Raw genomic sequence first — 24,498 nt, forward strand, 5'->3', positions numbered from 1 at the left:
CGGCCGCAGGTCCGCCAACGTGCCCCGTGCGCGCACCGGCCGCGGACCGGCAATCTACCCCGTGTGCGGGCCGGTCACGGTCCGCCCATGTGCCCCGTGTGCGAGCCGGCCGCGGACCGGCCTGGGCCCGCACACGGGCATCGGTGTGCCGGAAGGCGGTTCAGCAGCGGCTGCGGTCCTTCGTCAGCACGCCCTGGACGACGGTCAGGGACCGGTCGTAGCAGCCGTCCGAGCCGGTCACGCGGTAGCGCTCACCGGACGTGCCGACCGCGTGCCGCTGGTCGCGCGGAACGCCCAGCGTGTACGACGCGTCGCCGCTGTAGGTGTCGTCGAGCCGTGACCAGGCGGTGCGCCGGTCACCCTGCCGATTCTCCGTCGACGCCCGGTCACCGAGGGTCAGTTCGGTGCGCAGCCGGTCGTCCGCGCCGATGGTCGTGACGCCGTTCATCGTGTAGGTCCGGTGCGTCCGGATCGTGTGCGCCGGGCCGTGTGCGCCGCGGGTGGTGACGGTCTCGTCGTCCGTCCAGGTCGCGTCGAGTCCGTCCGTGTTCTCGCCGTCGGTCCAGCGGTGCGCCGAGGTGTTCGCGAGCGTGCGGGTGACGGTGGTGGTCACGCGGCCGTGCGAGGTGTCGAGGTACCCGGAGACGGTGAGCGCGTGCCCGGCGCGGGTGTCCACGCGGTTCTCCGTACCGGGCGTGTACACGGAGGAGTTCACGACATCGGTCGCCCGGTCCGAGGTGAGCGCGCCGGTGAGCTGGGCGCGGTGCGCGTCCTGCCAGACCAGGACGTTGACCGGGGCGCTCCAGCCGGACTGACCGGTGGGCACACCGGCCACCGAGACCTCGACGCGGTGCGGGCGGCCGTCGTCGAGGATTCCGGCGAAGGGCGTCAGATCGTATGTGAGGGGCTTGACGTCGAAGGCGCGCGGGGCCGGGACCACGTACCAGAGGAACGGGTTGGACCACCCGCCGGTCCAGACGTTCGGGAACGGCGAGGCGATGCCCGCCAGTCGACCGTCGACGGTGACCCGCACCTCGCGGTACGGCCCGTGGTCGGCCTTGCAGGAGTACGACGCCGGGTCGGCCACCGTCAGGTACCAGAACTCCTCGCAGCCACCCCCGGATCCTGTCGCGTACACCTCCGCCACGATGCGCTCACTGTTGCGCGGGGTGGTGAGGGTGGCGCCGTCGGGGGTGTCGGTGAGGGTGAGGACGCGGTCGGGGGCGGGGGTCTCGGGGCGGCCGGCGTAGAAGGTGAGCGTCACCTTGACGTCGATCACACCGGTGTAGGTGTCGTCGACGACGTTGCCGATGAGCATCTCGACGTCCTGCGGGCCGCGGAAGGTGTCGCTGTAGCGGGTGACGTCCTTCTCCACATGCCACTCGATACCGTCCGGCGACGGCTCGGGGGTCGAGGTGCGCAGGATCTCGACCCCGCCGACGTCCAGCTGGCCGAGGCGGTCGAACTGGCGCCCCTTCACCTTGCCGTCGAGGCGCAGTACGACCTTGCTCCAGCGGTCGCCGCAGTCCCGGGGTGGCGCGTACGTTCCGCGGTAGGGGGTGTAGCCGCGGAACTGGGCCTCGGCGAGGGTGACTCGGCAGGACGCGGTGTGCGGCCGGGCGACGGGCGGGGCGGCGGTCAACGGGTCGTGCCAGTCGGTGCCGAACTCGGCGGGTACGTCGGCGGTACGACCGCCCGCCTGGGCGGCGGCCGGACCGGCGCCGAAGAGCGCGCTCGCGAGGAGGGTCGCCCCGGCGAACATGGACATGACTATCCGTCTTCTCATGGCCGGTGTTCTACGGGGCGACGGCCCGCCCCGCAATGAGGCCTCCGCCATCAGGTGCGCAGTTCCGCCCGGTCGCCCATGACCACCACGGGGTGCCGGGCGGGGTCGAGGGTCCGCAGGAGGTACCTCATCGCGCTTCTGGGCACGCTGACGCAGGCCGAGGTACCGCTGCCGTGGTCGAGGTGCAGCCAGATTCCACCGCCCTTCGCCACGCCTTCAGGGCGGGTGGTGTCGTGCGGCGGAGTCCCTCTGACGCGGTTGTAGTCGATGGCGATGACGTAGTCGAAGTCGTGCCGCCGCGAGGCCCCCCACTCCTCCGGGGTGGCGTAGGCGCCGTCGTCCTCGTCGTACGGCAGCCTGGCGCCCGGGTCAGGAAGGACACCGCCGGCGTCGGAGAGGGTGAACACGCCCACCGGGCTGCGTTCATCACCCATCCAGTGGTCAGTGGTCCAGCCGCCGCGGCCGTTGTGAGCGGGCCAGCTGTCCACCCGACGCCAGCCGTCGCCGTGACGGGTGTACAGCACGAGCGTGGAGCGGGGCGAGTTCCTCCCTTCCCCGTAGACGGCCACGACCTGGCGTGTATCGGCGGGAATCCGCTGGTACAGGTGGTCACCGACGCCCGGGACGCGGGCCGGGTCGGCGGGTGCGCCCTCCACGCCGGAGGGACCCTGCGCGCCGGGCCTGACCGGAACGCCGCACGCGGAGAGCGCGCCAAGGGGGACGAGAAGGGTTCCGAAGACCGCCAACAGGACCGTCACACGCCGTACTCCATCGATCTGCACCCGGTCATGGTGACACCACGATCCGGCCGATCGGGCAGTTTCCGGACACTCGGGGCATTGGCCACGGATCTACCGAACGCCCGTGTCAGCGGGCTGCGGCGACCGGCTCGAAGCCAGTGAATTCGGTACGTCGGCGGAAAAACCGTTTGAGAATCACCGCCGCGCGACGCGACCCTTTCAGCGCGCCCCTTTCAGCGCGACGCGACATGACATGGCCTGCCGCAACCTGCCCGCCTCCCTCCCCCCGGGCCCTGATTCCCCTGACCCCGCTGCCTCCATCGCCTCCACTCCCTCCACCCATCCCACCGATTCCACGATTCCGCTGATCCCCTCGATATCCCCGATTTGAGCCGCTGGGACGTCATGCAGATTCAAGACCTTCCGTACTCCGACCCGGGCGTCCCGGACGCGCGTTCGGGCCCTCATCTCTTGTGGTGGCTCTGGCGCAACCAGTTGGGCGGCCAGCTCAAGGCACTGGCCTGGGGTGTGCTCCACTTCGTCTCCGTGTCCGCGCTGCCGTTCTGCGTCGGGCTCGCCGTGGACGCGGTCGTCGAACGTTCGGGCGCGCAGCTCGCCCTGACGGGCGCTCTGATGCTGCTGTGCGGCGTGGGCATCACCGTGGGCGACACCTTCCTGCACCGCTCCGCGGTCACCAACTGGATCACGGCCGCCGCCCGGGTCCAGCAGCTGCTGGCGCGCAAGGCGGTCGTACTGGGTTCCGCGCTGACCCGGCGGGTGGCGGCGGGCGAGGTGGTGGCCGTGTCCACCGGCGACGTGGAGAAGATCGGCTGGTTCGTGGAGGCCGTCTCACGGTTCACCGCGGCCGCGCTGACGGTCGTCGTGGTCTGCGTGGGTCTGCTCGTCTACCAGCCGGCCCTCGGGTTGGTCGTCGCCGCGGGCCTTCCCTTCGTGGCGCTCGCGGTGCTGCCGCTGCTGCCCCGGTCCACCCGCCGCGCCGACGTCCAGCGCGAGAAGGCGGGCCGGGCCACCGAGCTGGCCTCGGACACCGTCGCCGGTCTGCGGGTGCTGCGCGGCATCGGCGGCGAGGAGTTGTTCCTGGACCGCTACCGCCGCGCCTCCCAGGAGGTACGGCAGGCTGCCGTGCGCAGCGCCCGCATGTGGTCGCTGATCTCCGCGATCCAGGTGCTGGTGCCCGGGATGCTGCTGATCGCGGTTGTCTGGCACGGCGTCCGGCTGGCGGACCAGGGCCGGATCGAGGTCGGTGAACTCGTCACCGTCTACAGCGCGGTGATGGTGCTCAATTATCCGTTGAGGCACTTCGAGGAGATCGCGATGGCGTACTCCTTCTCGCGCCCGTCGGCGAAACGGGCGGCGCGGGTGCTTTCGTTGCGGCGGGCGACGGGCGACGAGGAGACGCGAGGGACCGGAGCGCCGGGCCGCGAACGGGCACGACCGGCCGAAGTGCAGGACCACGACCAGGTACGACCGGCCGAAGTACCGGACTGCGAACAGGCACGACCAGCCGAAGTACCGGACTGCGGCGACGTGACAGCCGTGTCGAACAGCGATCTGTCGGCGCTCCCGCGAAGTCACCGGCCAGCCGTGCCCCACGGCGGCCTGGCGACGCCGGCGAGCAGTGATCCGACGGCAGCGCTGCCGCACGGTGACCTGTACGACCCCGCCACCGGGCTGCTCGCGCCTGCCCGCCGGTTCACCGCCGTGGTCTGCGGAGACCCGGACGCGGCCGGGCGGCTCGCGGAACGCCTGGGCGGCCACCCCGCCGAGCCCGGACCCTCGGTGCGGCTCGGCGGCGTGACGCTCGACGACCTCACGCTGGACGACGCCCGCACCGCCGTACTCGTACAGGACAAGGAACCGGTGCTGCTGTCCGGCACGCTGCGCGAGCTGCTCGATGTCCCCGCCTCCGGTGCCGTACGGGCGAAGGACGCGCTGGCGGCCGCGCAGTGCGAGGACGTCCTCGATGCCCTGGTGCAGGGGTCCGTGGACGCCCCCGACCCGATGGACGCACGGATCACCGAGCGCGGGCGGTCCCTGTCGGGGGGCCAGCGGCAGCGGCTCGCGCTGGCCCGGTCGCTGATCACGGACCCGGAGGTGCTGGTGCTGGACGAGCCGACCTCCGCCGTCGACTCGCACACCGAGGCGCGGATCGCGGACGGGCTGCGGCGGCTGCGGTCGGGGCGCACGACGGTGGTGTTCACCTCCTCACCGCTGCTGCTGGACCGCGCGGACGGGGTCGCCCTCGTCCACGAGGGCAAGGTCGTGGCCGTCGGGGAGCACCGCGAACTGATCGAGACCGAGCCGCGCTACCGGGCCGTGGTGACCCGGGAGACCGAGGAAGAGCAGGCGGCGACAGGTCTCGGGGGCGAGCGGACGGCGACCGGTCTCGGCGACAAGCGGACGGTGACCGGTCTCGGCAACGAGCAGGCGGCGGGCCGTCTCGAGAACACCGCGGACCGGTCGGAGACCGCCGACGGAGGCCCCGTGCTGGGCGCGCTCGGCCAGCCGGAAGGGCTGGACGAGCTGGAAGAGCTGGACGAATTGGAAGAGATCGAGGAGAGCGCATGATCGGCGTAGCGCCCCCGGCGTACGACCCGGCGGCCCCGACGACCGCGACCACCCTGCCCGTCGGCGCGGCCGCGACCGTGCGCGCCTATGTCGGCGAGCTGCTGCGCCGCCACCGTCACGCCTTCCTGCTGCTCGTCACCGTCAACACGGTGGCCGTCATCGCCTCCATGGTGGGCCCGTACCTGCTCGGTGGACTCGTCGAGCGGGTGTCCGACCGGGCGCGGGACCTGCACCTGGGCGAGACGGTCGCGTTCTTCCTGCTCGCGCTGGTCGTGCAGGCCGTGTTCGTCCAGCAGGTGCGGTTGCGCGGCGCGATGCTCGGTGAGCGGATGCTGGCCGACCTGCGCGAGGACTTCCTCGTCCGCTCGGTGGGGCTGCCGCCGGGCGTGCTGGAGCGGGCCGGCACCGGCGACCTGCTCTCCCGCGTCACCACGGACATCGACCGCCTGGCCAACGCCATGCGGGAGGCCGTACCACAGCTGGCGATCGGGTTCGTATGGGCGCTGCTGCTGCTCGGGGGGCTCGTCGTGACGGCTCCGCCGCTGGCGGCCGCCGTCCTGCTCGCGGTCCCGGTGCTGGTGCTGGGGTGCCGCTGGTACTTCAAGCGGGCGCCCGCCGGCTACCGGTCCGAGTCCGCTGGGTACGCCGCGGTGGCCGCGGCCCTCGCCGAGACCGTGGACGCGGGCCGGACCATCGAGGCGCACCGCCTCGGCGCGCGTCGCATCGCCCTGTCGGAGCGGCGGATCAAGGAGTGGACCGCCTGGGAGCGCTACACCCTATGGCTGCGCTCGGTGCTCTTCCCGGTCATCAACGCCGTCCACCTCATCGTGCTCGGCTCGGCCCTCATGGTCGGCGGTGTCTGCGTTCTGCGGGGCTGGATCGACGTCGGCCAGCTGACCACGGGTGCCCTCGTCGCCCAGATGCTGGTCGACCCGATCAACCTGATCCTGCGCTGGTACGACGAGGTGCAGGTGGCCCAGGTCTCGCTGGCACGGCTGGTCGGGGTACGGGACATCGAGCCCGACGCCGGGGACGGCTCCCTGGCCCCGGACGGCCGGGACGTGCACGCCGACCGGGTCCACTTCGGCTACCGCGAGGGCGTCGACGTGCTGCGCGAGGTGTCCCTGGAGGTCCCGCCGGGCACCCGGCTCGCCCTGGTCGGCCCTTCGGGCGCCGGCAAGTCCACGCTGGGCAGGCTGCTCGCCGGCATCTACGCGCCCCGGACCGGGCGCGTCACCCTGGGCGGCGCCGAACTGTCCCGGATGCCCGCCGAACGCGTCCGCTCGCACGTCGCCCTCGTGAACCAGGAGCACCACGTCTTCGTCGGTCCCCTGCGCGACAACCTCCTGCTGGCCCTCCCCCACTCCCGGCTGAGCTCGAGCGGGGGGACCCCCATCGGGGCGCGGGACGCCGAGCTGTGGGCGGCGCTCGGCGCGGTGGACGCCGACGGCTGGGCGCGGGCGCTGGACGACGGCCTCGACACCGAGGTGGGCTCGGGCGGCGTCGCTCTCACGCCGGCCCAGGCCCAGCAGATCGCCCTGGCCCGGCTCGTCCTGGCCGACCCGCACACCCTGGTCCTCGACGAGGCGACCTCTCTCCTCGACCCCCGGGCTGCCCGCCATCTGGAACGCTCCCTGGGGCGCGTCCTCGACGGGCGCACGGTCGTCGCCATCGCCCACCGTCTGCACACCGCCCACGACGCGGATGTCATCGCGGTCGTGGAGAACGGCCGTATCAAGGAGCTGGGGAGCCATGACGAGCTGGTCTCCGCGGGCGGGGCGTACGCGGCGCTCTGGCGGTCCTGGCACGGGTGAGGCCGTGGCGGTCGGTCCTCGCACCGGCACTCGGCCCCACCCCTGCCGTCCGGGCGCCCGTCCCTCCGAACACTCAGCCGCTGGGCCGCTCAGCGCTCAGCCGCAGGCCAGGTGCCGTGCCGTTGCGCAGTGCCGAACTGGGGTGGAAGGCTGGATAGCGGCACCGGTTCGGGGAGCACCGCGGGACCTTTCGGTCCCCGCCGCGTGTGACCCGTGCCCAGCGTGCCGGCGGCCCGCCGCCGCTCGCGGCGGCATCCGGCCGTGCTCACCACCTGGAGGTTCCCGTGGACAGCTCCGACGGATGGGGGGATGACGTCTACCAGCCCGACTCGGCAGAGATCCGGGAGGACTCCGGAGTCCTCGACGTCGAGGACACGCTGGACTTCGACGGCGTCGGTGACCCTCTCGACCGGGGCTGGTCCCCGCCCGAGCGGCCGTGGGCGGTGGAGCACGACGGTGTGACGGCGGCGGAACGCAGCGCCGGGGAGACGCTCGACCAGCGGCTCGCCGAGGAGGTGCCCGACGTCGCCACGCCGGACGGCGACGGCATCGGCGACTGCTCCGGCACCGACGGGGAACTGCTGGACGACGAGGTCGGCGACCGGCGCTCCGGCCGGCTGGTCGCCCCCGACGAGGGAGCGCACGAGGACGAGGAGAGCGCGCTCGTGGCCACCGACGTCGGCATCGACGGCGCCGCCGCCTCCGCCGAGGAGGCAGCGATGCACGTCGTCGACGAGGACTCGCTCCCCGGCTGAACCGGACCCCCACCCCGGGCCCCTCGGCCCCGGCCCCCGGACTCCCCTGCCGCCCCACCGCAATCGCCCCGAGCGAGGAGCCGTCATGCAGCAGGACAAGCACCCCGACTACCGTTCCGTCGTCTTCCGCGACCGCGCCGCCGGCTACGCCTTCCTCACCCGGTCCACCGCGACCAGCGAGGAGACCATCGAATGGGACGACGGCGAGACCTACCCGGTGGTCGACGTGGAGATCTCCTCCGAGAGCCACCCCTTCTACACGGGCAAGGCCCGCACGGTGGACACCGAGGGGCGCGTCGCCCGGTTCGAGCGCCGGTACGGCGGGGCGGAGCCAGGAGGCAGCGGGGCGGAGCCGGGCGACGGGACGGGGGCGGAGCCGGGCGGCGTGGCCTGACGAGGACGGCCGTGCCGTACGCACGACAGGGCGCCGCCGCAGGCACGACCAGGCACCGTACACAGAACAGGGCGCCGCACGCCTGGTGGCGAGCGGCGCCCCGATGCGGGAAGCGGTGTCCCGGGCAACGTTCAAACGATGATCAGATGAAGTTGAGGGCGGCCGCGCAGCCCACTCCCCCGAGCACCATGAACACGGGCATCAGCACCTTCAGCTCGACCCAGCTGCCTGCCCGGAACCGCATCGCCTTCGGCGGCCCGAGCGGGTACCAGCGCCTGCGGCCCAGCGGGATGGGCCACAGGATCGGGCAGCCGGAGACGGTGAGCGCGTCCCCGAGGCAGTGCACCAGCGCGCCGAGCACGATCGGCAGCCCCAGCCACAGGTACTGCTGCCCCGGCTCTTCGAACAGCCAGTGGGAGCCGTTGCCGGGCTTGTCCAGTATGCCGGCGAGGATCCAGGCGCTGGTCGCGGCGAGCAGCCAGACCAGGACGTCGCTGCTGGAGCCCCGCGCCGCCCGCCACAGCAGGCCCTCTATCGCCAGCACCATGTGCACGAACAGGATCGCCAGGACCGCCCAGCGGCCCCCCGCGATGGCCAGGGCCGAACTGCCCGCGCCGATGAGGACGGCCCACACCCAGGTGTGCGTGAGCGTGCGGTGGCCGCCCGAGCGGCGCGGGTCGCCCGGCTTCCTCGTCGCCTTGTAGACGGCGTACGACAGTTTGTCCACGATCTCGCAGAACCACCGGGACACGGGTCCGAAGGCCCGCGAGATGGTGGCCGCCTTGTGGTCGAGGTCCGGGGCGAGCGCGGCGCCCGCGCAGATCAGGGCGCCGACCAGGACGACGGGCCAGGGCATCGGGTGTCCGGCCGCGGCTGCGGCCGCTCCGACGCCGAGCCAGGCCGCGGCCCCCGACAGTGAGTGTGCTGGTCCCATCATGGCCGCTTTACGCCCCATTCCTCTTGTGCCGTTGTCCAGTTGACCTGGTGCGCTGACGTTTCGTCGGCGCCACAGCGTAGCGGCCGTGATCTTCCTGCCCACAGCCGATTCCCCGCTCGGCGCCCGGGCCAGGCAAGATGGGTGCGTGACCCTCATCGATCAGCTGCCGGCGACCGCCGATCCCGACGCCCTTTACGAAGCCTTCGAGTCGTGGACTCAGGAGCGCGGCCTCACCCTGTACCCGCATCAGGAGGAGGCGCTGATCGAGGTGGTCTCCGGGGCGAACGTGATCGTCTCGACGCCCACCGGCTCCGGTAAGAGCATGATCGCCGCGGCCGCCCACTTCGCGGCGCTGGCCCGGGACGAGGTCACCTTCTACACGGCGCCGATCAAGGCGCTGGTGTCGGAGAAGTTCTTCGAGCTGTGCAAGATCTTCGGTACCGAGAACGTGGGCATGCTCACCGGCGACGCCTCGGTGAACGCCGACGCGCCCGTGATCTGCTGCACCGCCGAGGTGCTCGCGTCCATCGCGCTGCGCGACGGCAAGAACGCGGACGTCGGCCAGGTCGTGATGGACGAGTTCCACTACTACTCGGAGGGCGACCGCGGCTGGGCCTGGCAGATCCCGCTGCTGGAACTCCCCCAGGCGCAGTTCATCCTGATGTCGGCCACTCTGGGCGACGTGGCGTTCTTCGAGAAGGACCTCACGCGTCGCACCGGCCGTCCCACCTCGGTGGTCCGCTCCGCGACCCGGCCGGTCCCGCTGTCGTACGAGTACCGGCTCACGCCCCTCACCGAGACGCTCACCGACCTGCTGGATACCCGGCAGGCCCCGGTGTACATCGTGCACTTCACGCAGGCGCAGGCCGTGGAGCGGGCACAGGCTCTGATGAGCATCAACATGTGCACGCGCGAGGAGAAGGACCGGATCGCCGAGCTGATCGGCAATTTCCGCTTCACCACCAAGTTCGGCCGCAACCTCTCCCGTTACGTCCGGCACGGCATCGGCGTCCACCACGCCGGCATGCTGCCCAAGTACCGGCGCCTGGTGGAGAAGCTCGCGCAGGCCGGTCTGCTGAAGGTCATCTGCGGCACCGACACCCTCGGCGTGGGCGTCAACGTGCCCATCCGCACCGTGCTGTTCACCGCCCTGACCAAGTACGACGGCAGCCGCGTGCGCACGCTGCGGGCCCGGGAGTTCCACCAGATCGCGGGCCGGGCCGGCCGTGCGGGCTTCGACACCGCGGGGCTCGTCGTCGCGCAGGCGCCGGAGCACGTCGTCGAGAACGAGAAGGCGCTCGCGAAGGCCGGCGACGACCCGAAGAAGCGCCGCAAGGTGGTGCGCAAGAAGGCGCCGGAAGGCTTCGTCGGCTGGACGGAGAACACCTTCGACAAGCTGATCGCCTCCGAGCCGGAGCCTCTGATGTCCCGGTTCCGCGTGACGCACACCATGCTGCTGTCGGTGATCGCCCGGCCGGGCAACGCCTTCGAGGCGATGCGCCACCTCCTGGAGGACAACCACGAGCCGCGCAAGCAGCAGCTCAGGCACATCCGGCGGGCGATCGCGATCTACCGCTCCCTGCTGGACGGCGGGATCGTCGAGAAGCTCGACACTCCGGACGCCGAGGGCCGCATCGTCCGGCTCACGGTCGACCTCCAGCAGGACTTCGCGCTCAACCAGCCGCTGTCCACGTTCGCACTCGCCTCGTTCGAACTCCTCGACCCCGAGTCGCCGTCCTACGCCCTTGACATGGTGTCCGTGGTCGAGTCCACGCTGGACGACCCCCGGCAGATCCTCGTCGCGCAGCAGAACAAGGCGCGTGGCGAGGCCGTGGCCGCGATGAAGGCCGACGGCGTCGAGTACGAGGAGCGCATGGAGCGCCTCCAGGACATCAGCTACCCGAAGCCGCTGGAGGAGCTGCTCTTCCACGCGTACGACACCTACCGCAAGAGCCACCCCTGGGTCGGCGACCACCCGCTGTCGCCGAAGTCGGTCGTCCGGGACATGTACGAACGAGCCATGTCCTTCACGGAGTTGGTGTCCCACTACGAGCTGGCCCGCACCGAGGGCATCGTGCTGCGCTACCTCGCCAGCGCCTACAAGACCCTCGACCACACGATCCCGGACGACCTGAAGTCCGAGGACCTCCAGGACCTGATCGAGTGGCTCGGCGAGATGGTGCGCCAGGTGGACTCCAGCCTGCTGGACGAGTGGGAGCAGCTGGCCAACCCGGAGGAGATGACGGCCGAGCAGGCCCAGGAGAAGGCCGACGAGGTCAAGCCGGTCACGACGAACGCGCGCGCCTTCCGGGTCCTGGTCCGCAACGCCCTGTTCCGCCGTGTGGAGCTGGCCGCGCTGGACCAGGTCGGCGAACTGGGCGAGATGGACGCCGAGTCCGGCTGGGACGCGGACGCGTGGGGCGAGGCCATGGACAAGTACTGGGACGAGTACGACGACCTCGGCACCGGCCCCAACGCCCGCGGCCCCAAGCTGCTGGTCATCAAGGAAGAGCCGGCGAACGGTCTGTGGCGGGTCCGCCAGATCTTCGACGACCCGAACGGCGACCACGACTGGGGCATCAGCGCCGAGATCGACCTGGCCGCCTCCGACGCCGAGGGCCGTGCCGTCGTCCGCGTCACCGAGGTCGGCCAGCTGTGAACACAGGAGAGAACCACCCCATGACGAACCCGGCCGAGCGACTGGTCGACCTCCTCGACCTGGAGCAGATCGAGGTCAACATCTTCCGCGGCCTGAGCCCCGAGGAGTCCCTGCAGCGGGTCTTCGGCGGGCAGGTGGCGGGCCAGGCGCTGGTCGCCGCCGGCCGCACCACGGAGGGCGACCGGCCCGTGCACTCGCTGCACGCGTACTTCCTGCGCCCGGGACGCCCGGGCGTGCCGATCGTGTACCAGGTGGAGCGCGTCCGCGACGGGCGCTCGTTCACCACGCGCCGGGTCACGGCCGTGCAGCAGGGCCGCACGATCTTCAATCTGACCGCTTCCTTCCACAAGCCCGAGGAGGGGCCGTTCGAGCACCAGCTGCCGCCGGCCCGCGAGGTCCCGGACCCGGAGTCGCTGCCGACGGTCTCCGACGAGATCCGCGCGCATCTCGGCAAGCTGCCCGAGCAGTTGGAGCGGATGGCGCGCCGCCAGCCCTTCGACATCCGGTACGTCGACCGGCTGCGCTGGAACGCCGACGACATCCAGGGCGCCGAGCCGCGCAGCGCGGTGTGGATGCGCGCGGTCGGGCCGCTCGGCGACGACCCGCTGGTGCACACCTGCGCGCTGACCTACGCGAGCGACATGACGCTCCTGGACGCGGTGCGCATCCCCGTCGAACCCCTTTGGGGCCCGCGGAACTTCGACCTGGCCTCGCTGGACCACGCCATGTGGTTCCACCGGCCCTTCCGCGCGGACGAGTGGTTCCTGTACGACCAGGAGTCCCCGATCGCGATCGGCGGCCGTGGACTGGCCCGGGGCCGCATCTACAACCGCGAGGGCCAGCTGATCGTGTCCGTGGTGCAGGAGGGACTGTTCCGCAAGCTCGACTGACCTGACCTGACCCGACCTGACCCACCGGTGCCGGTCGGAGCGGCCGGCCGGGAACGGCTGTACCGGCCGGCACAGCCGTTCCACAAACACCGCGGCCGGCCCGCGGTGCTGGCCCGCGGCCGCCACTGCCGCCGTTCAGCCGTGTCAGCCGTGGTCACCCGTGTCAGCCGAGGTAGACCGGCAGTCTCGTGGCCGCGCCGCCGAGTTCGGCCGTCTCCGCGCCGGTCGGTTCCCGGCGGCCGGTCCCGACCAGCAGCGCGTCCTTGTCGGTGAACGACGCGGGGAACGCGACGCCTGCGATCCGCTCCAGCATCCCGCGGGATCGTGCCAGGCCCTCGGCGGGCGGTTCCGGCACGTCCGGGAGGTGCGCCAGCAGGTCGAGGTGGTGCAGCGTCCATTCGAGGACGTACGCGGTGAGGTATTCACCCGCGGTGAGGACCTCACCACGGGTACTCACCAGGGCTACGGGGTCGGCCAGTGCGGCGGCGCGTCCGGCGGCGCCGCCGACGTCGTCCAGGTGGAACCTGAGCAGGCGTGGCTCCCCGTACGCGGCGGCCAGCCGGACGGTGAGCGCGTCGAGCGGGTCCTGCCCGGTCGGCGGCTGGTCCTCGATCTGCCAGTAGGCCACCGCGTCGACGGTCGGTTCCGCATCGGCGGGAGTGACGAGGGTGATCAGGACATCCTGGGCGTCGATGATCAGGTGGCACACCAGGTCCCGCACGAGCCAGCCGCCGCAGCCGGAGGGCCGCTCGAAATCCTTGTCCGGGAGTGCGGCGACGACCGCGCGCAACGCCGCCCAGGACACCGAGAAGAGATCCACCCCGGCACCGTAGTGCGGTGCCGCAACGACGGACAAGCACCCGCGGGCCCGCGCGCTCACCGCTCCGCGCCCCACGTCCAGCGCCGGCACGAGTCCTCTGAACCGTGTCTCAGTGAGCCCCTGCCGCGGCCGGGGAGCAGGTGAGGATCTCGTCCACCAGCCCTCGGGCGTAGGCGCCGTCGGTCGGCTCGACGCCGAACAGGACGCGGAAGTGCCGGGGTGCGAGGACGTGGTCCATGACCTGGGCGGTCGTCGGCCCGCTCTCACCCCGGGCCCGGGCACTCGCCGTACTCACCGAGCCAGTACACGTCACCGAAGACGAACTTCGACGGTGTGCGGCACAAGGGCGCCTACACCGGAGGCAAGTGGAAGGTGCTCGTGATCGCGGCCGCGGAGCGGTACGTACTGGTGGAGAACGAGAAGATGTTCTCCACGGGCAACCACCCGGTCGAGATGCTCCTTCCGGCTCACCACATGATGGAGGCGGGCTTCGACGTCGACGTCGCCACCGTGGGCGGCTACCCGGCGAAGCTCGAACTGTGGGCCCTGCCGGAAGAAGACGAAGCGGTCATGGCGAGGTACGAAGCCCTCCCTGCCGTGGCTCGTCGCCGGCCTGTTGCGAGAGCAAGGGCTGAAGGTCATCAACGATGACATGACAGGCAGGACGCACCAGGACCGGAGGCTCCTCACCGGTGACAGTCCACTCGCCTCCAACAGTCTCGGACTTCTCGCGGCGGACGCCCTGGTCGAAGCGGTCAAGGCCGCGGACTGAGAATCCGTCGCCGGTTCAGGAACGCACCGGTGCGGCCGACGAAACCGACACCGCCGGATACCTGGGCGCGGACGTCCGACAACGTCCAGCTCGAACTGATCGCGCTCGGCCGACGGGACGAAAGCGCCACCAGTCGCGCAGCCCGCGGCGCTCCCGAGGCACATCGCGTGGGGGTGCGTGGTCGCCGTCCGCGGTCGGTGCCGGCAGGCGGGTGCGGGCCTCCTCCACCGCCTGCGCCAAGTCGGCACGGAGCCAGCGGATTTCGTCCGCGTCCTGTGCCGTCATGAGGTCCTCGGCGAGGCGCGCGGTGGGTGAGCCCGGGGCGCCGTGCGCGGGCGGAGCGGTCCGCGACCGGTTCAACCGGGCCCGTTCACCTGGATCCCTGACGATGTCCTCGACCTCGCCGGGTTCGAGGAAGGCGGCCACGGCCCCGGCTCGCGCCCAGGGGTCCTCGGCCTCCCGGAGCAGGAATCCGAGATATCGTCCCCGCCAGTTGCGGGCGCGCAGATCCACGCCCGCGGCCACCTGGCTCCTCAGGGTTTCAGGGGTGCGCCCCTGCAGCAGGTGCGCGTTCTCGCCGCCGGCCGTGAACTGGCTCAGTTCCTCGGCCAGATAGAGCCAGACCACGGCCCGGTAGCGGTTCAGGTAGAAGCGCACGGGCACCAGCAGGCCGAGGCGGGCGAGCCGCGTGAACCTGCCCGCGGAGATACCCATGAGCGCGGCGCCCTCCGCCGTCCCCACGATCCGCACGCGCTGCCGGAGCGTCTCCGGGAAGCCGTCCTCGGCGCGTAGCCGGTCGATCTCGGACCGCGCGACCCTGCGGCTCCCTGTGCCGCCCTCGTCGGGCACCGTGCGGATGCGGCCGAGGCGAACGGCCAGATCGAAGTCGCTCCGCCTGAGCCCCAGTTCCCGAGCCGCGCGGCCCGGCGTGCTGGTGACGGCGCGAGATGGCGGGGCGCCGGTGCGGGACGCGACGCCGGCGCGAGATGGCGGGGCGCCGGTACGAAGTGGAGTGCCGGTACGAAGTAGGACCTCGGCACGAAGTGGGGCATCGGTGTGGAGCGGTTCGTCGGTGCGGAGTGGGCCGACAGTGCTTCCCTGCATGCTCGTACTCCCCCGTGGAGTGGGTGGCTCACGCCCTGTGCGATCGCCGTACACACACGGTAGCCGGATCGGCGCATCTCGTGGCGAGCCTGTGGATAACTCCACCGAGCGGGAGGAACACGCAGGTCAGAGATCCATCATCGGAGTACGTTCGGGCTGGCGGGCGTCCACACCGAGGTGTTCGCCGACGCGGTTGACGAGCAGGGTCATCTCGTAGGCGATCTGGCCGATGTCGGCGTCCGCCGCGCTCAGCACGCACAGGCAGCTGCCCGCGCCCGCGGCGGTGACGAACAGTACGGCGTCGTCGTACTCGATCATCGTCTGCCGCACCCGGCCCGCGCTGAAGTGGCGTCCCGAGCCCTTGGCCAGGCTGTGCAGTCCGGACGCGACGGCGGCAAGATGCTCCGCGTCCTCGCGGCGGAGTCCGGTGCTCGCTCCGGTGACCAGTCCGTCGTTCGACAGGACCAGCGCGTGCCGTACGTGGTCCACCCGCTCTGTCAGATCGTCCAGGAGCCAGCCAAGTCCCTGGTTCTGCGCCATGTTCCGTCTCCCCGTGTGACGTCTCCCCCAGGCCGGAGGATCTCTCCGCCAGCCTTCCCCACCTCCGGCGCCCGGGCAAGCAGGATGGACGTATGGCACAGAAGATGACCGACGAGGAATGGCGGGCGTTCGTCTCGTACGGCACCCGAACCGGCAAGCTGGCGACCGTACGGGCCGATGGGAGCCCTCATATCGCACCGATCTGGTTTCTGCTGGACGGCGACGAGCTGGTCTTCAACACCGGCGCCGATACAGTGAAAGGGCGCAATATCGCCCGTGACGGCCGGATCGCCCTGTGTGTGGACGACGACCGGCCACCGTTCTCCTTCGTGACGCTGAACGGCCACGCCCGGCTGTCGGAGGATCTGGACGAGGTACGCCACTGGGCCACCCGGATCGCCGCACGGTACATGGGCGAGGAGCGCGCCGAGGAGTTCGGCGCCCGCAACGGCGTGCCGGGCGAACTGCTGGTCAGAGCCACCATCGACCGTGTGGTGGCGCTGAAGGACATGACGGACTGAAGGGCGGGGCTCAGCCGACCGAGTCGAGGAGCCGGGCGGTGTGCATCCGCCCGGCGTACTCGACGAGGCTGATGAGCACTTCCTTGCCGGAGTCCCGGTCGCGCGCGTCGCACAGGACCACGGGTGTGCCCTGGTCCAGGTCGAGGGCGCGGTTGACGTCGCGGGCACCGTAGGAGCGCGCCCCGGGGAAGCAGTTGACGGCCACGACGAACGGGATGCGCCGGTGTTCGAAGTAGTCGACCGCCGGAAAGCAGTCCTCCAGCCGCCGGGTGTCCGCCAGGACCACGGCGCCGAGGGCGCCCTGCGACAGCTCGTCCCACAGGAACCAGAAGCGGTCCTGGCCCGGCGTCCCGAAGAGGTACAGGGAGAGGCCGGAGCGGATGGTGATGCGTCCGAAGTCCATGGCCACGGTCGTGGTGACCTTGTGGTCCACGCCGTCCGTGTCGTCCACCGACTGACCTGCTTCGCTGAGCAGTTCCTCGGTGCGCAGCGGCCGGATCTCGCTGACGGCCCCGACCAGGGTCGTCTTGCCGACGCCGAATCCGCCGGCGACAAGTATCTTCAGCGCCAGGGCGGACGTGTCGCCGGCGGCGTCGGAGTGCTCAGAGGCCATGATCACTTCTCTCGGGAGGGCCGGCTGCGGTCGATGGACCCGGGGACGAAGTCAGCATGATGACAACTCCGGCGCCACGGCGCGGGCTCGGACTGAATTGCATCTGATGTGACCGACTCGCGCCCGGATGGTTGCCGAATACGTGCGGATCGGCGTGTGGGGCGACGCCCGTTCGGGCGCGAACGTTCATCTACAGAGCCCGCAATCCGGCGATGACCTCGCGCAGAATCCGTTCGTCGGGCAGGTGCGCCGGAGGGACCGGGCGGCTGACGGTGACACGGCCCATCTCCAGGAGGTCGCCGAGGAGCACCCTGACCACGCCGACGGGGAGGTCCGCGTCCGCCGCGAGTTCGGCGACCGACTGTGTCTCCGTGCGGCACAGGTCGATCAGTGTTCGGTGTTCGGGGCCGAGCGCGGTGTCGTCGTCCGCCGCCGCTGCGACGGGGTCGAGGGCGACGAGCGCGATCAGGTCGAAGCGCACTCCGGTGGGGCCCGGCTGGGTGCGCCCGCCGGTCATGGCGTAGGGGCGGACCAGCGGCCCGGCCTCGCCGTCGTACCACTGGCTGCCCTGCTCACGCGGGCCGTCGATCGGGATGTCGGTCATCCGTGCCGGTTCTTTCCGGCTCATCCGGCCGCGGGCGGCTGGGCACCCACGCGGGGTGCCGTGTAGAGGTGCTCGCCCACCCGCTTGACCAGACGTGCCATCTCGTAGGCGACCAGGCCGATGTCGGCGGTGACCGCGGTCAGGAGGGCGAGGCAGGAGCCGTCGCCGGCGGCGGCCACGAAGAGGAAGGCGTCGTCCATCTCCACCATCGTCTGGCGCACGCCGCCCGCCCCGAAGTGCCGGCCGGCACCCTTGGCGAGGCTGTTGAAGCCGGAGGCCACGGCGGCGAGATGTTCCGCGTCCTCGCGCGCGAGGCCGGTGGATGCGCCGACGGCCAGGCCGTCGTTGGACAGCACGACGGCGTGTCGTACCTCGCTCACCCGCATCACCAGGTCGTCCAGCAGCCAGTCGAGTTCACCGGGCCGCTGGGCACCTCTCATGTTCGGGTCCTGGATCATGCCGGGTCTCCTTCATCACTGTCACTGCCCGTTCCGGGTTCCGGGGCGGCGCCGCGACCGGGCCGTCTGCCCCCGCCGCGTGCCCAGCCGTCGCGGTAGGCCGCCATGCGGTCCCGTACGAGTTCGGGGGTGCGCCGGTCGTCGTCGCGCGAAGCGTGTTCGGGCGCCGGTTCGTCGGGGCGCTGCCGGCGGAGCTGGGGGACGAGGCTCGCCTGGCGCACGCGGCGCGGGAGGTCCTCGGAGGACTCGGGATCGTCCGGGGGCCGGTGCAGCCTCAGCGTGGTGACTCCCGGAGGCGGGGGCTCGTGCGCCGGGGCCGAAGGGGCCGGAACCGAGGGAGTGGGGGCCGATGGGGCCGAGGCGGTGACCGTCAGGGCGGGCCGGCCTGCCTGTGCCCTGACCGCGGCCGGCGGCGGGGGTATGTCGGGTACGCGCGCGTACCCGTCTTCCCGCTCCGGGTGTTCCCGCGCTTCCTGGGCGGGGCGTTCCGCGGACCCGTTGTGCAGCAGGGCGGTGGGCAGCAGTACGACGGCGGTGGTGCCCCCGTAGGGGGAGGTACGCAGGTGCACCCTGATGCCGTGCCGGGCAGCGAGCCTGCTGACCACGAACAGTCCGAGACGGTCGCTGTCGAACAGGTCAAGGGCCTCGGACTGTTCGATGCGCCGATTGGCCTCCGCGAGGGTTTCGGCGCCCATGCCGAGGCCTCTGTCCTCGACTTCGAGCACGTAGCCGTTACCGACGGGTTCACCGGTGACCCGCACACGCGTGTGGGGTGGGGAGAACTGGGCGGCGTTCTCGACCAGCTCGGCGAGCAGGTGGGTGAGGTCGGCGACAGCGGTGCCGATGACGGCGGCCGCGGGGAACTGACGTACCTCCACGCGCGCGTAGTCCTCGACTTCGGACACGGCGGCGCGTACGACGTTGGTGAGGGACACCGGCATGCGCCAGGCGCGGCCGGGTGCCGCCCCGGAGAGGATGATCAGGCTCTCCGCGTGGCGGCGCATGCGGGTGGTGAGGTGGTCGAGCCGGAACAGGTCGCTCAGCTCGTCGGGGTCGTCGGAGCGCCGCTCCATGCTGTCCAGGAGGTTGAGCTGGCGGTGGACCAGGACCTGGCTGCGGCGGGCGAGGTTGACGAAGACCCCGGAGATGCCGCTGGCGAGCTCGGCACGCTCCACGGCGGCGAGCAGGGCCGCACGGTGCACGGTCGTCAGGGCTTCCGCCACCTGGCCGGTCTCGTCCTCCGCGGGTGGTCCGGCAGGCGCCTCCGCCTGGATGTCGATCTCCTGGCCGGCGCGCAGTTTCCGCATGGCCGCGGGGAGTTTGCGGCGGGCGATGCCCAGAGCGTCGTTGCGCAGGCTCACCAGCTCGACCACCAGGCCGCGGCCGATGCGCACGGAGATGACGAGCGACGCGATGACGGCGGCCAGTCCGAAGAGCACGGCCGCGCCCGCCGGGGTGAGCAGTCCACGCGTGAAGGGGTCGGCGCGGCCGGCGACGGCACGGCCGGCGTCCGCCGCTACGCCGCTCATGCCGTCGCGCACGCGCGCGTGGGCGGTGGTCCAGGGGGCCGCGGGTGACGTGTCGACCGCCTTGGCGCCGGGTGCGGCGGCGAGGATCCTGTCCTCGGTGGCCGTGAGGGTGGCGTAGGCGTTGGTGTCGGTAAGCCGGTGCCAGGTGGCGCGCTGCGACTCCGGCAGGTCGGCGACGGCCGCGTCGGTGAGGGCGCGGCGCGTGGCGACGGCGGCGTCGAACAGCCTCAGTCGGTCGGCGGGTATCCGGCCGGTGGGGTGCGTACTGCCGAGGACGGCGTCCTCCTGGGCCAGCGCCTCCGCGGCACGGGAGAATTCGAGCAGTACGCGCGCGTCGGATCCGACGTCGTGCTGCTGGATGGCGGTGAGCGCGCCGTCCACCGCGAAGGCGTCCGCGATGGTCTTCGTGTACTGCGTGTAGGCCGTGTCCCAGCCGGTCTCGCGGTCGAGTACGGCCGTTCGCAGCGTGCGCAGGTGTGCGGCGCCGGCGACGAAGGCTTCCAGGCGCCCGGCGACGGCGGCAGGCAGTTCCTGGCTGTCGGCGACGGTGTGGTCGCCGCCGAGCCGTAGTTCGGCCACGGCCCGGTCGGTGCGGTCGGCGAGGCTTTCGAGGTCGTCCCCGCGTGCCGGGCCCGGGTCGGTGGCATAGCGCACGGCTGCGGCCCGCTCGGTCTGAAGGGCGGTCACGGCCGCGGCCACCGGGGTGCGCAGTTCGGCGTCGACGCGCTGGGACTGACGCAGCCGGGCGACGTCCTGGGCGGTGGTGACGGTGGCGTACGCCCACAGGGCGAGCAGGGAGACGACGGGCACCATCAGCAGGCAGACCACCTTGGCGCGCACGGTCCGGGGACGCATGCGCCAGCGTCCGGCGGCGGGCGGCGCCTGGTCCGGCGCGGTGCCGAGGAGCGGGTCCACGACCTCGTCGGCCGGGGGTCCGGCGTGCGCGCGGCGGCCGCGCCGAGGGGGCGGGGACTGTGCCGGGGGGCCGGCCTTCGGTGTGCTTCGGGGTGGGCGCATGGCCTCCTCGCTCGGTACGTGGTTCGGGGCTCTCGGACCGGGCCTGCGCTAGTGGGCGGCGCTCTCGACGGACCGTGTGGCCGAGGCGGACGCCTCGCGCTCGTCCGCCGTGGGTGAGAGGGCGACGAAGGCCGAGGTGATGAACAGATAGGACCCGAGGCCGACGGCGAGGGGGAAGATGAACTGCATCGCGGTGGCCCCGGGCAGCGCCCCGCCGGCGGGGATGACGCGGACGCTCACCGCGAACATGCCGGTGTAGTGCATGCTGCTGACCGCCGCGCCCATGACGAGGGACGCGAGGGTGACCGCGACGGGCGACTTGATGTTGAGACCCGCCCACAGGGCCGCGGTCGCGGCGACCACCGCGATGAGCACCGACACGCCGACGAGGACGGGGTCGTAGCTCACGTGGCCGTGCAGCCTGACCGCCGCCATGCCGAGGTAGTGCATGCTGGCGACGCCCAGTCCGGTGGCGACACCGCCGAGGAGGAGCGCCCGGTTGCGGTCCCGGCTGTAGCCGACGGCGAAGACGCCGCCGCAGACGACGACCATGGCGACGACGAGGCTGAGGATGGTCAACGGCACGTCGTAGCGGATGTCGGTGCCGCTGACGCGGAAGCCGAGCATGGCCACGAAGTGCATGGTCCAGATGCCGGTGCCGATCGCGGAGGCGGCGGTGACGAGCCAGTTGCGGCGCGAGCGGCCGGTGGCGGTGAGCGCGCGCATGGTGCAGCGCAGTCCCAGTGCGGCGCCTATGCAGGCCATCACGTACGACAGTGCGGGGGTCAGCCAGCCGAAGGCGGCGTGGTCCAGGTGTCCCATGACCCCGGGACGCTAGCCGGGGCATGGGTGCACAAAGGGGGCGCATTCCGAAAGGTGTCACAATATGACACAGCGGTGTGACAGAGTGATCGCGTTTTGTGCGAACGTGCACACAGCCGCATCACTCGTGACGGTGAGAGATCATGCGGAGTATGAGCGACGACCACACACACGTCCAGGAGTTCTTCGGCGCCCGGGCGGCGGGCTGGGAAAGCCGGTTCCCCGACGACGGTCCGGCCTACGCCGCCGCCGTGGCCGAGCTGGGCCTGCGCGCGGGCGACCGCGTGCTCGACGCGGGCTGCGGCACGGGCCGCGCCCTGCCACCCCTGCGTGCCGCCGTGGGGCCCTCGGGAGTGGTGATCGGGGCCGACCTCACCCCGGAGATGATCCGGACCGCCACGGAGGCCGGCAGGGACCGCGACGGGCTGCTGCTGCTCGCCGACGTCGCCGCGCTGCCCCTGCGGCCGGACTGCCTGGACGCCGTATTCGCCGCGGGCCTGATCGCGCACCTCGCGCAGCCCGTGGAGAACCTGCGGGAGCTGGCCCGCGTGGTGCGCCCCGGCGGCGTGCTCGCGCTGTTCCACCCCATCGGCCGGGCGGCCCTGGCCGCACGCCACGGACGCCGGCTCACCCCTGAGGACCTGCGGGACGAGGCCAACCTGGGCCCTCTTCTGGCCCGTTCGGGATGGCGCATGACGTCGTACGTCGACGAGGACGACCGCTTCCTCGCGCTGGCGGTGCGCGAGGGCTGAGGAACTGACGGGCTGAGGGGCGATCGCGCGGACGGGCCGGCGGGCCGGCGGGCCGGCGGGGCTCAGTACCGTCCCGCGACGGCCGCCGCGAAGGCGTCGGGGTTGTCGAACATGATGTTGTGCCCCGCGCCGGGCACCGTCACCACGCGGACCCCGGCGGCTTCCAGCTGCTCTCTGCCGCGCAGTTCACCGCTGTGCTCACCCTGAAGGTAGACGCGCTCGATCTCCAGGCCTTCCAGAATGGTCCGCATCACCGGGTCCGATCCCTGCCGGAGGCCGACGGCACTGCGGTGCAGCGCACGGGGATCGGCGAGCCGCATGGTGGCCGCCCACAGCGGGCCCACGGCTTCCAGCACGCGTGCGTGCCCGCTTTCCACGAACTCCTCCTCCTCGTAGGCGGCGATTCCGCTGCTGCCCGCCGTGGGCCGGGGGAACGCGTCGAGATTCGCCTCCGACAGCACCAGCCGGGAGACGAGGTCGGGCCGCCGGCGCGCGAGGACGACGGCGACGGCGCCGCCCATGCTGTGGGCGATCAGCTCGGCGCCGGTGACTTCCGCATGGTCCAACGCGACCGCCACGGCGTCCGCGTGTTCCTCCAGCGTGTAGCCGAAGTGCTCGGGCCGGTCACTGACCCCGTGCCCGGGGAGATCCACCAGCAGGCTGCGCCTGCCCGCCAGTTCCGGCCGCGCCACGATGTGCGCGTGGTACACGGCGGACATCGATCCGAGCCCGTGCAGATACACGCGCGCGGGCTGCGCGCCGGGAACCTCCGTCCAGCGGATCCGGCTCCCCTTGTCATCGAACTCGGCCTGCTGCACCGTGCCCCTCCTCCGTGTGTGCGGTGACGCGCACAGCACAATACATCGGTGCCGATGTATTACGTCAACACACTACTCCGGGATGGATGTACAGCGTTGCTGCGAGAGAATGCGGTCATGCTGGAACTCGCCATCCTCGGATTCCTTTACGACACCCCGCTGCACGGGTACGTCCTGCGCCGGCACATCGCCGCGCTCACAGGGCACGTACGGCCCGTCGCCGAAAGCACGCTGTACCCGGCGATCAAGCGACTGGAGAAGGCAGGTCTGCTGGCCAGGGCCACCGAGCCCGGCGCCGTGGCCGCACCGCGCCATGTCCTCACCCTCACGGACGACGGCAGGCGGGAGCTGAGGCGGCGTCTGTCCGAGCCCGCGCAGCGCGAGATCACCGACGAGAACCAGTGGTTCACTCTGCTCGCGTTCCTGCGGCACCTGGACGACGCCCCCGCGGCCCAGGCGGCCGTACTGCGGCGCAGGCTGACCTTCCTGGAGGAGCCCGCGAGTTTCTTCTACGACGGTGACCGGCCGCTGCCCGCCGAGGAACTGGACGACCCGTTCCGGCGCGGCATCCTCACGATCGCGCGTGCCACGAGCCGGGCCGAACTGACCTGGCTGCGCGACACACTCACCTCACTCGAGAGCGTCGGCCGATGAGGCGTCCCGGTGCCGCGCCGGGCACCCACCCAGGCCCGGGACCGGACGGGTGCCCAGGCCGGCCACCTGGTAGCCGTTCGGATAGCCCTTGACCTCCCAGTTCTGCCGGGCGAAATGCGGGGCGCTGCGCGGCGGCAGCAGCCGGACGACACGGCCCCGGGCTCGCACCGCGCGGCGCACGAGGGACGCGGTGGCCGCGCCCGGCGCCTGGTAGCGGAAGGCCCGCAGCAGGGGTTCGTCGAGCAGCGCGAGTGTCGCCGTGCGCAGCAGGGGGGCCACCGGTCGCGGATACCAGGACGCCATCAGGCCGAGTGTGGCGTCGGAGACCTGCCGCGCGCGTTCGTCCCAGGCGAAGTGGGCCTGTTCGTAGGCGTCGAGGAGGGCTTCGAACTCCTCGTAGGTCTCGGGGATGTCGGGGATGCCCATGTGGCGGCCGAGGGTGCGGTAGTACTCGGTGGTGGCGACGATCTCGTGCCGTGACAGGCGCCGCCAGCCGTAGGCGTCGATCCAGCGCCTGGGCATCACGACGAAGGTGGACAGCACGTAACGCATGTCGTCGTCGCTGATGTCGTAACTGCGGTGCATCTGATTGATGCGGCGGATCGCCGTACGGCCTTCCTCCGCGGCGAAGCCGTGCTCCACAACGGTGTCCAGCAGGAGCACGGTGTCGTCGTACCGCTTCTGCGTACGGTCGGTCAGCTCCGCCGTCTCCGCGAGCAGCCGCCCGATACTGGGGACGGCGTAGGTGCGGTAGAGGGCCAGCTCCAGGGCTCGTGCGTAGTCCCAGGGGAATTCGAACGCCGCGCTGAGCCGGTAGATCTCCGGGGCGTCCCTCACCGGGTCCATCCGACGGATCCGCTCGAGCCGGTCGAAGCGCTTCACCGCTGCGTCCCCCTTCTGCTGCCGAAAC

The 24,498-nt window shown here is 71.7% G+C and carries 23 protein-coding genes and 1 pseudogene; 10 read left to right on the forward strand and 14 right to left on the reverse strand.

Features of this window, described 5'->3' with window-relative positions:
* Nucleotides 1-160 precede the first annotated feature (160 nt).
* Together OIB37_RS05050 and OIB37_RS05055 are read right to left on the reverse strand one after the other, a co-directional pair.
* Complete coding sequence (locus tag OIB37_RS05050) at nt 161-1,786, reverse strand: peptide-N4-asparagine amidase (RefSeq protein ID WP_330456302.1); 1,626 nt, start codon at nt 1,784-1,786, stop codon at nt 161-163.
* A gap of 50 nt (nt 1,787-1,836) precedes the next feature.
* Nucleotides 1,837-2,544 carry a hypothetical protein gene (locus OIB37_RS05055; protein ID WP_443058114.1) on the reverse strand — a complete coding sequence of 236 codons (708 nt, stop codon included), beginning with the start codon at nt 2,542-2,544 and terminating at the stop codon, nt 1,837-1,839.
* A 387-nt stretch (nt 2,545-2,931) separates the two neighbouring features.
* Here OIB37_RS05055 and OIB37_RS05060 point away from each other — a divergent pair, with 387 nt between their 5' ends.
* From OIB37_RS05060 to OIB37_RS05075, 4 genes are all read left to right on the forward strand, one after another.
* Nucleotides 2,932-5,115, forward strand: coding sequence for an ABC transporter ATP-binding protein (locus tag OIB37_RS05060; RefSeq protein ID WP_330456304.1), 2,184 nt, complete (start codon nt 2,932-2,934; stop codon nt 5,113-5,115).
* Nucleotides 5,112-6,929 (forward strand): ABC transporter ATP-binding protein, encoded by a 1,818-nt coding sequence (locus OIB37_RS05065; protein WP_330456305.1) that lies wholly within the window; start codon nt 5,112-5,114, stop codon nt 6,927-6,929. The genes OIB37_RS05060 and OIB37_RS05065 overlap by 4 nt, the downstream gene beginning before the upstream one ends.
* Before the next feature lie 284 nt (nt 6,930-7,213).
* Nucleotides 7,214-7,684 (forward strand): DUF5709 domain-containing protein, encoded by a 471-nt coding sequence (locus OIB37_RS05070; protein WP_330456306.1) that lies wholly within the window; start codon nt 7,214-7,216, stop codon nt 7,682-7,684.
* Between the two features lie 85 nt (nt 7,685-7,769).
* Nucleotides 7,770-8,078 carry a type B 50S ribosomal protein L31 gene (locus OIB37_RS05075; protein WP_330456307.1) on the forward strand — a complete coding sequence of 103 codons (309 nt, stop codon included), beginning with the start codon at nt 7,770-7,772 and terminating at the stop codon, nt 8,076-8,078.
* Between the two features lie 142 nt (nt 8,079-8,220).
* Here OIB37_RS05075 and OIB37_RS05080 read toward each other — a convergent pair whose 3' ends face one another.
* The gene (locus tag OIB37_RS05080; protein ID WP_330456308.1) at nt 8,221-9,015 is read right to left on the reverse strand and encodes a metal-dependent hydrolase; all 795 of its coding nucleotides are present in this window, start codon (nt 9,013-9,015) and stop codon (nt 8,221-8,223) included.
* A gap of 145 nt (nt 9,016-9,160) precedes the next feature.
* Here OIB37_RS05080 and OIB37_RS05085 point away from each other — a divergent pair, with 145 nt between their 5' ends.
* Both OIB37_RS05085 and OIB37_RS05090 read left to right on the forward strand, forming a co-directional pair.
* Nucleotides 9,161-11,674 carry a DEAD/DEAH box helicase gene (locus OIB37_RS05085; RefSeq protein WP_330456309.1) on the forward strand — a complete coding sequence of 838 codons (2,514 nt, stop codon included), beginning with the start codon at nt 9,161-9,163 and terminating at the stop codon, nt 11,672-11,674.
* A gap of 20 nt (nt 11,675-11,694) precedes the next feature.
* Nucleotides 11,695-12,564: an acyl-CoA thioesterase gene (locus OIB37_RS05090; RefSeq protein WP_330456310.1), complete on the forward strand. Its 870-nt coding sequence runs from the start codon at nt 11,695-11,697 to the stop codon at nt 12,562-12,564.
* A gap of 163 nt (nt 12,565-12,727) precedes the next feature.
* On the opposite strand, the gene OIB37_RS05095 is transcribed toward OIB37_RS05090, so the two are convergent.
* A complete protein-coding gene (locus tag OIB37_RS05095) occupies nt 12,728-13,384 on the reverse strand; it encodes a maleylpyruvate isomerase N-terminal domain-containing protein (RefSeq protein ID WP_330456311.1) in 657 nt (218 codons plus the stop codon).
* A 109-nt stretch (nt 13,385-13,493) separates the two neighbouring features.
* On the reverse strand, nt 13,494-13,679 hold the full coding sequence (locus OIB37_RS05100) for a hypothetical protein (protein WP_330456312.1): 186 nt from the start codon (nt 13,677-13,679) through the stop codon (nt 13,494-13,496).
* Nucleotides 13,680-13,717: 38 nt separating this feature from the next.
* Between OIB37_RS05100 and OIB37_RS05105 the strand changes: the two genes are divergently transcribed.
* Nucleotides 13,718-14,035: a hypothetical protein gene (locus tag OIB37_RS05105; protein WP_330456313.1), complete on the forward strand. Its 318-nt coding sequence runs from the start codon at nt 13,718-13,720 to the stop codon at nt 14,033-14,035.
* 136 nt (nt 14,036-14,171) lie between these two features.
* On the opposite strand, the pseudogene OIB37_RS05110 reads toward OIB37_RS05105, so the two are convergent.
* Together OIB37_RS05110 and OIB37_RS05115 are read right to left on the reverse strand one after the other, a co-directional pair.
* Nucleotides 14,172-15,113, reverse strand: a pseudogene (locus OIB37_RS05110) (DUF6397 family protein); the annotation flags it as partial.
* 273 nt (nt 15,114-15,386) lie between these two features.
* Nucleotides 15,387-15,800 carry a roadblock/LC7 domain-containing protein gene (locus OIB37_RS05115; protein ID WP_330456314.1) on the reverse strand — a complete coding sequence of 138 codons (414 nt, stop codon included), beginning with the start codon at nt 15,798-15,800 and terminating at the stop codon, nt 15,387-15,389.
* A 92-nt stretch (nt 15,801-15,892) separates the two neighbouring features.
* On the opposite strand from OIB37_RS05115, the gene OIB37_RS05120 reads away from it, so the two are divergent.
* Nucleotides 15,893-16,321 (forward strand): PPOX class F420-dependent oxidoreductase, encoded by a 429-nt coding sequence (locus OIB37_RS05120; protein ID WP_330456315.1) that lies wholly within the window; start codon nt 15,893-15,895, stop codon nt 16,319-16,321.
* A 10-nt stretch (nt 16,322-16,331) separates the two neighbouring features.
* On the opposite strand, the gene OIB37_RS05125 is transcribed toward OIB37_RS05120, so the two are convergent.
* From OIB37_RS05125 to OIB37_RS05145, 5 genes are all read right to left on the reverse strand, one after another.
* Nucleotides 16,332-16,934 (reverse strand): GTP-binding protein, encoded by a 603-nt coding sequence (locus tag OIB37_RS05125; protein ID WP_330456316.1) that lies wholly within the window; start codon nt 16,932-16,934, stop codon nt 16,332-16,334.
* A gap of 190 nt (nt 16,935-17,124) precedes the next feature.
* Nucleotides 17,125-17,538 carry a DUF742 domain-containing protein gene (locus OIB37_RS05130; protein WP_330456317.1) on the reverse strand — a complete coding sequence of 138 codons (414 nt, stop codon included), beginning with the start codon at nt 17,536-17,538 and terminating at the stop codon, nt 17,125-17,127.
* A 20-nt stretch (nt 17,539-17,558) separates the two neighbouring features.
* Nucleotides 17,559-17,996 (reverse strand): roadblock/LC7 domain-containing protein, encoded by a 438-nt coding sequence (locus OIB37_RS05135; RefSeq protein WP_330456318.1) that lies wholly within the window; start codon nt 17,994-17,996, stop codon nt 17,559-17,561.
* On the reverse strand, nt 17,993-20,542 hold the full coding sequence (locus OIB37_RS05140) for a sensor histidine kinase (protein ID WP_330456319.1): 2,550 nt from the start codon (nt 20,540-20,542) through the stop codon (nt 17,993-17,995). The genes OIB37_RS05135 and OIB37_RS05140 overlap by 4 nt, the downstream gene beginning before the upstream one ends.
* Before the next feature lie 48 nt (nt 20,543-20,590).
* Nucleotides 20,591-21,364 (reverse strand): MHYT domain-containing protein, encoded by a 774-nt coding sequence (locus OIB37_RS05145; RefSeq protein ID WP_330456320.1) that lies wholly within the window; start codon nt 21,362-21,364, stop codon nt 20,591-20,593.
* A 152-nt stretch (nt 21,365-21,516) separates the two neighbouring features.
* Here OIB37_RS05145 and OIB37_RS05150 point away from each other — a divergent pair, with 152 nt between their 5' ends.
* Nucleotides 21,517-22,116: a class I SAM-dependent methyltransferase gene (locus tag OIB37_RS05150; RefSeq protein ID WP_330456321.1), complete on the forward strand. Its 600-nt coding sequence runs from the start codon at nt 21,517-21,519 to the stop codon at nt 22,114-22,116.
* A 62-nt stretch (nt 22,117-22,178) separates the two neighbouring features.
* On the opposite strand, the gene OIB37_RS05155 is transcribed toward OIB37_RS05150, so the two are convergent.
* Nucleotides 22,179-22,934: an alpha/beta fold hydrolase gene (locus OIB37_RS05155; RefSeq protein ID WP_330456322.1), complete on the reverse strand. Its 756-nt coding sequence runs from the start codon at nt 22,932-22,934 to the stop codon at nt 22,179-22,181.
* A 117-nt stretch (nt 22,935-23,051) separates the two neighbouring features.
* On the opposite strand from OIB37_RS05155, the gene OIB37_RS05160 reads away from it, so the two are divergent.
* Nucleotides 23,052-23,588: a PadR family transcriptional regulator gene (locus OIB37_RS05160; RefSeq protein ID WP_330456323.1), complete on the forward strand. Its 537-nt coding sequence runs from the start codon at nt 23,052-23,054 to the stop codon at nt 23,586-23,588.
* Here the strand turns inward: OIB37_RS05160 and OIB37_RS05165 are convergent.
* Nucleotides 23,565-24,470 (reverse strand): oxygenase MpaB family protein, encoded by a 906-nt coding sequence (locus tag OIB37_RS05165; RefSeq protein ID WP_330456324.1) that lies wholly within the window; start codon nt 24,468-24,470, stop codon nt 23,565-23,567. The two genes, OIB37_RS05160 and OIB37_RS05165, sit on opposite strands and share 24 nt — an antisense overlap.
* Nucleotides 24,471-24,498: the final 28 nt, after the last annotated feature.

It is taken from the genome of Streptomyces sp. NBC_00820, assembly GCF_036347055.1.
Classification (GTDB): Bacteria; Actinomycetota; Actinomycetes; order Streptomycetales; family Streptomycetaceae; genus Streptomyces.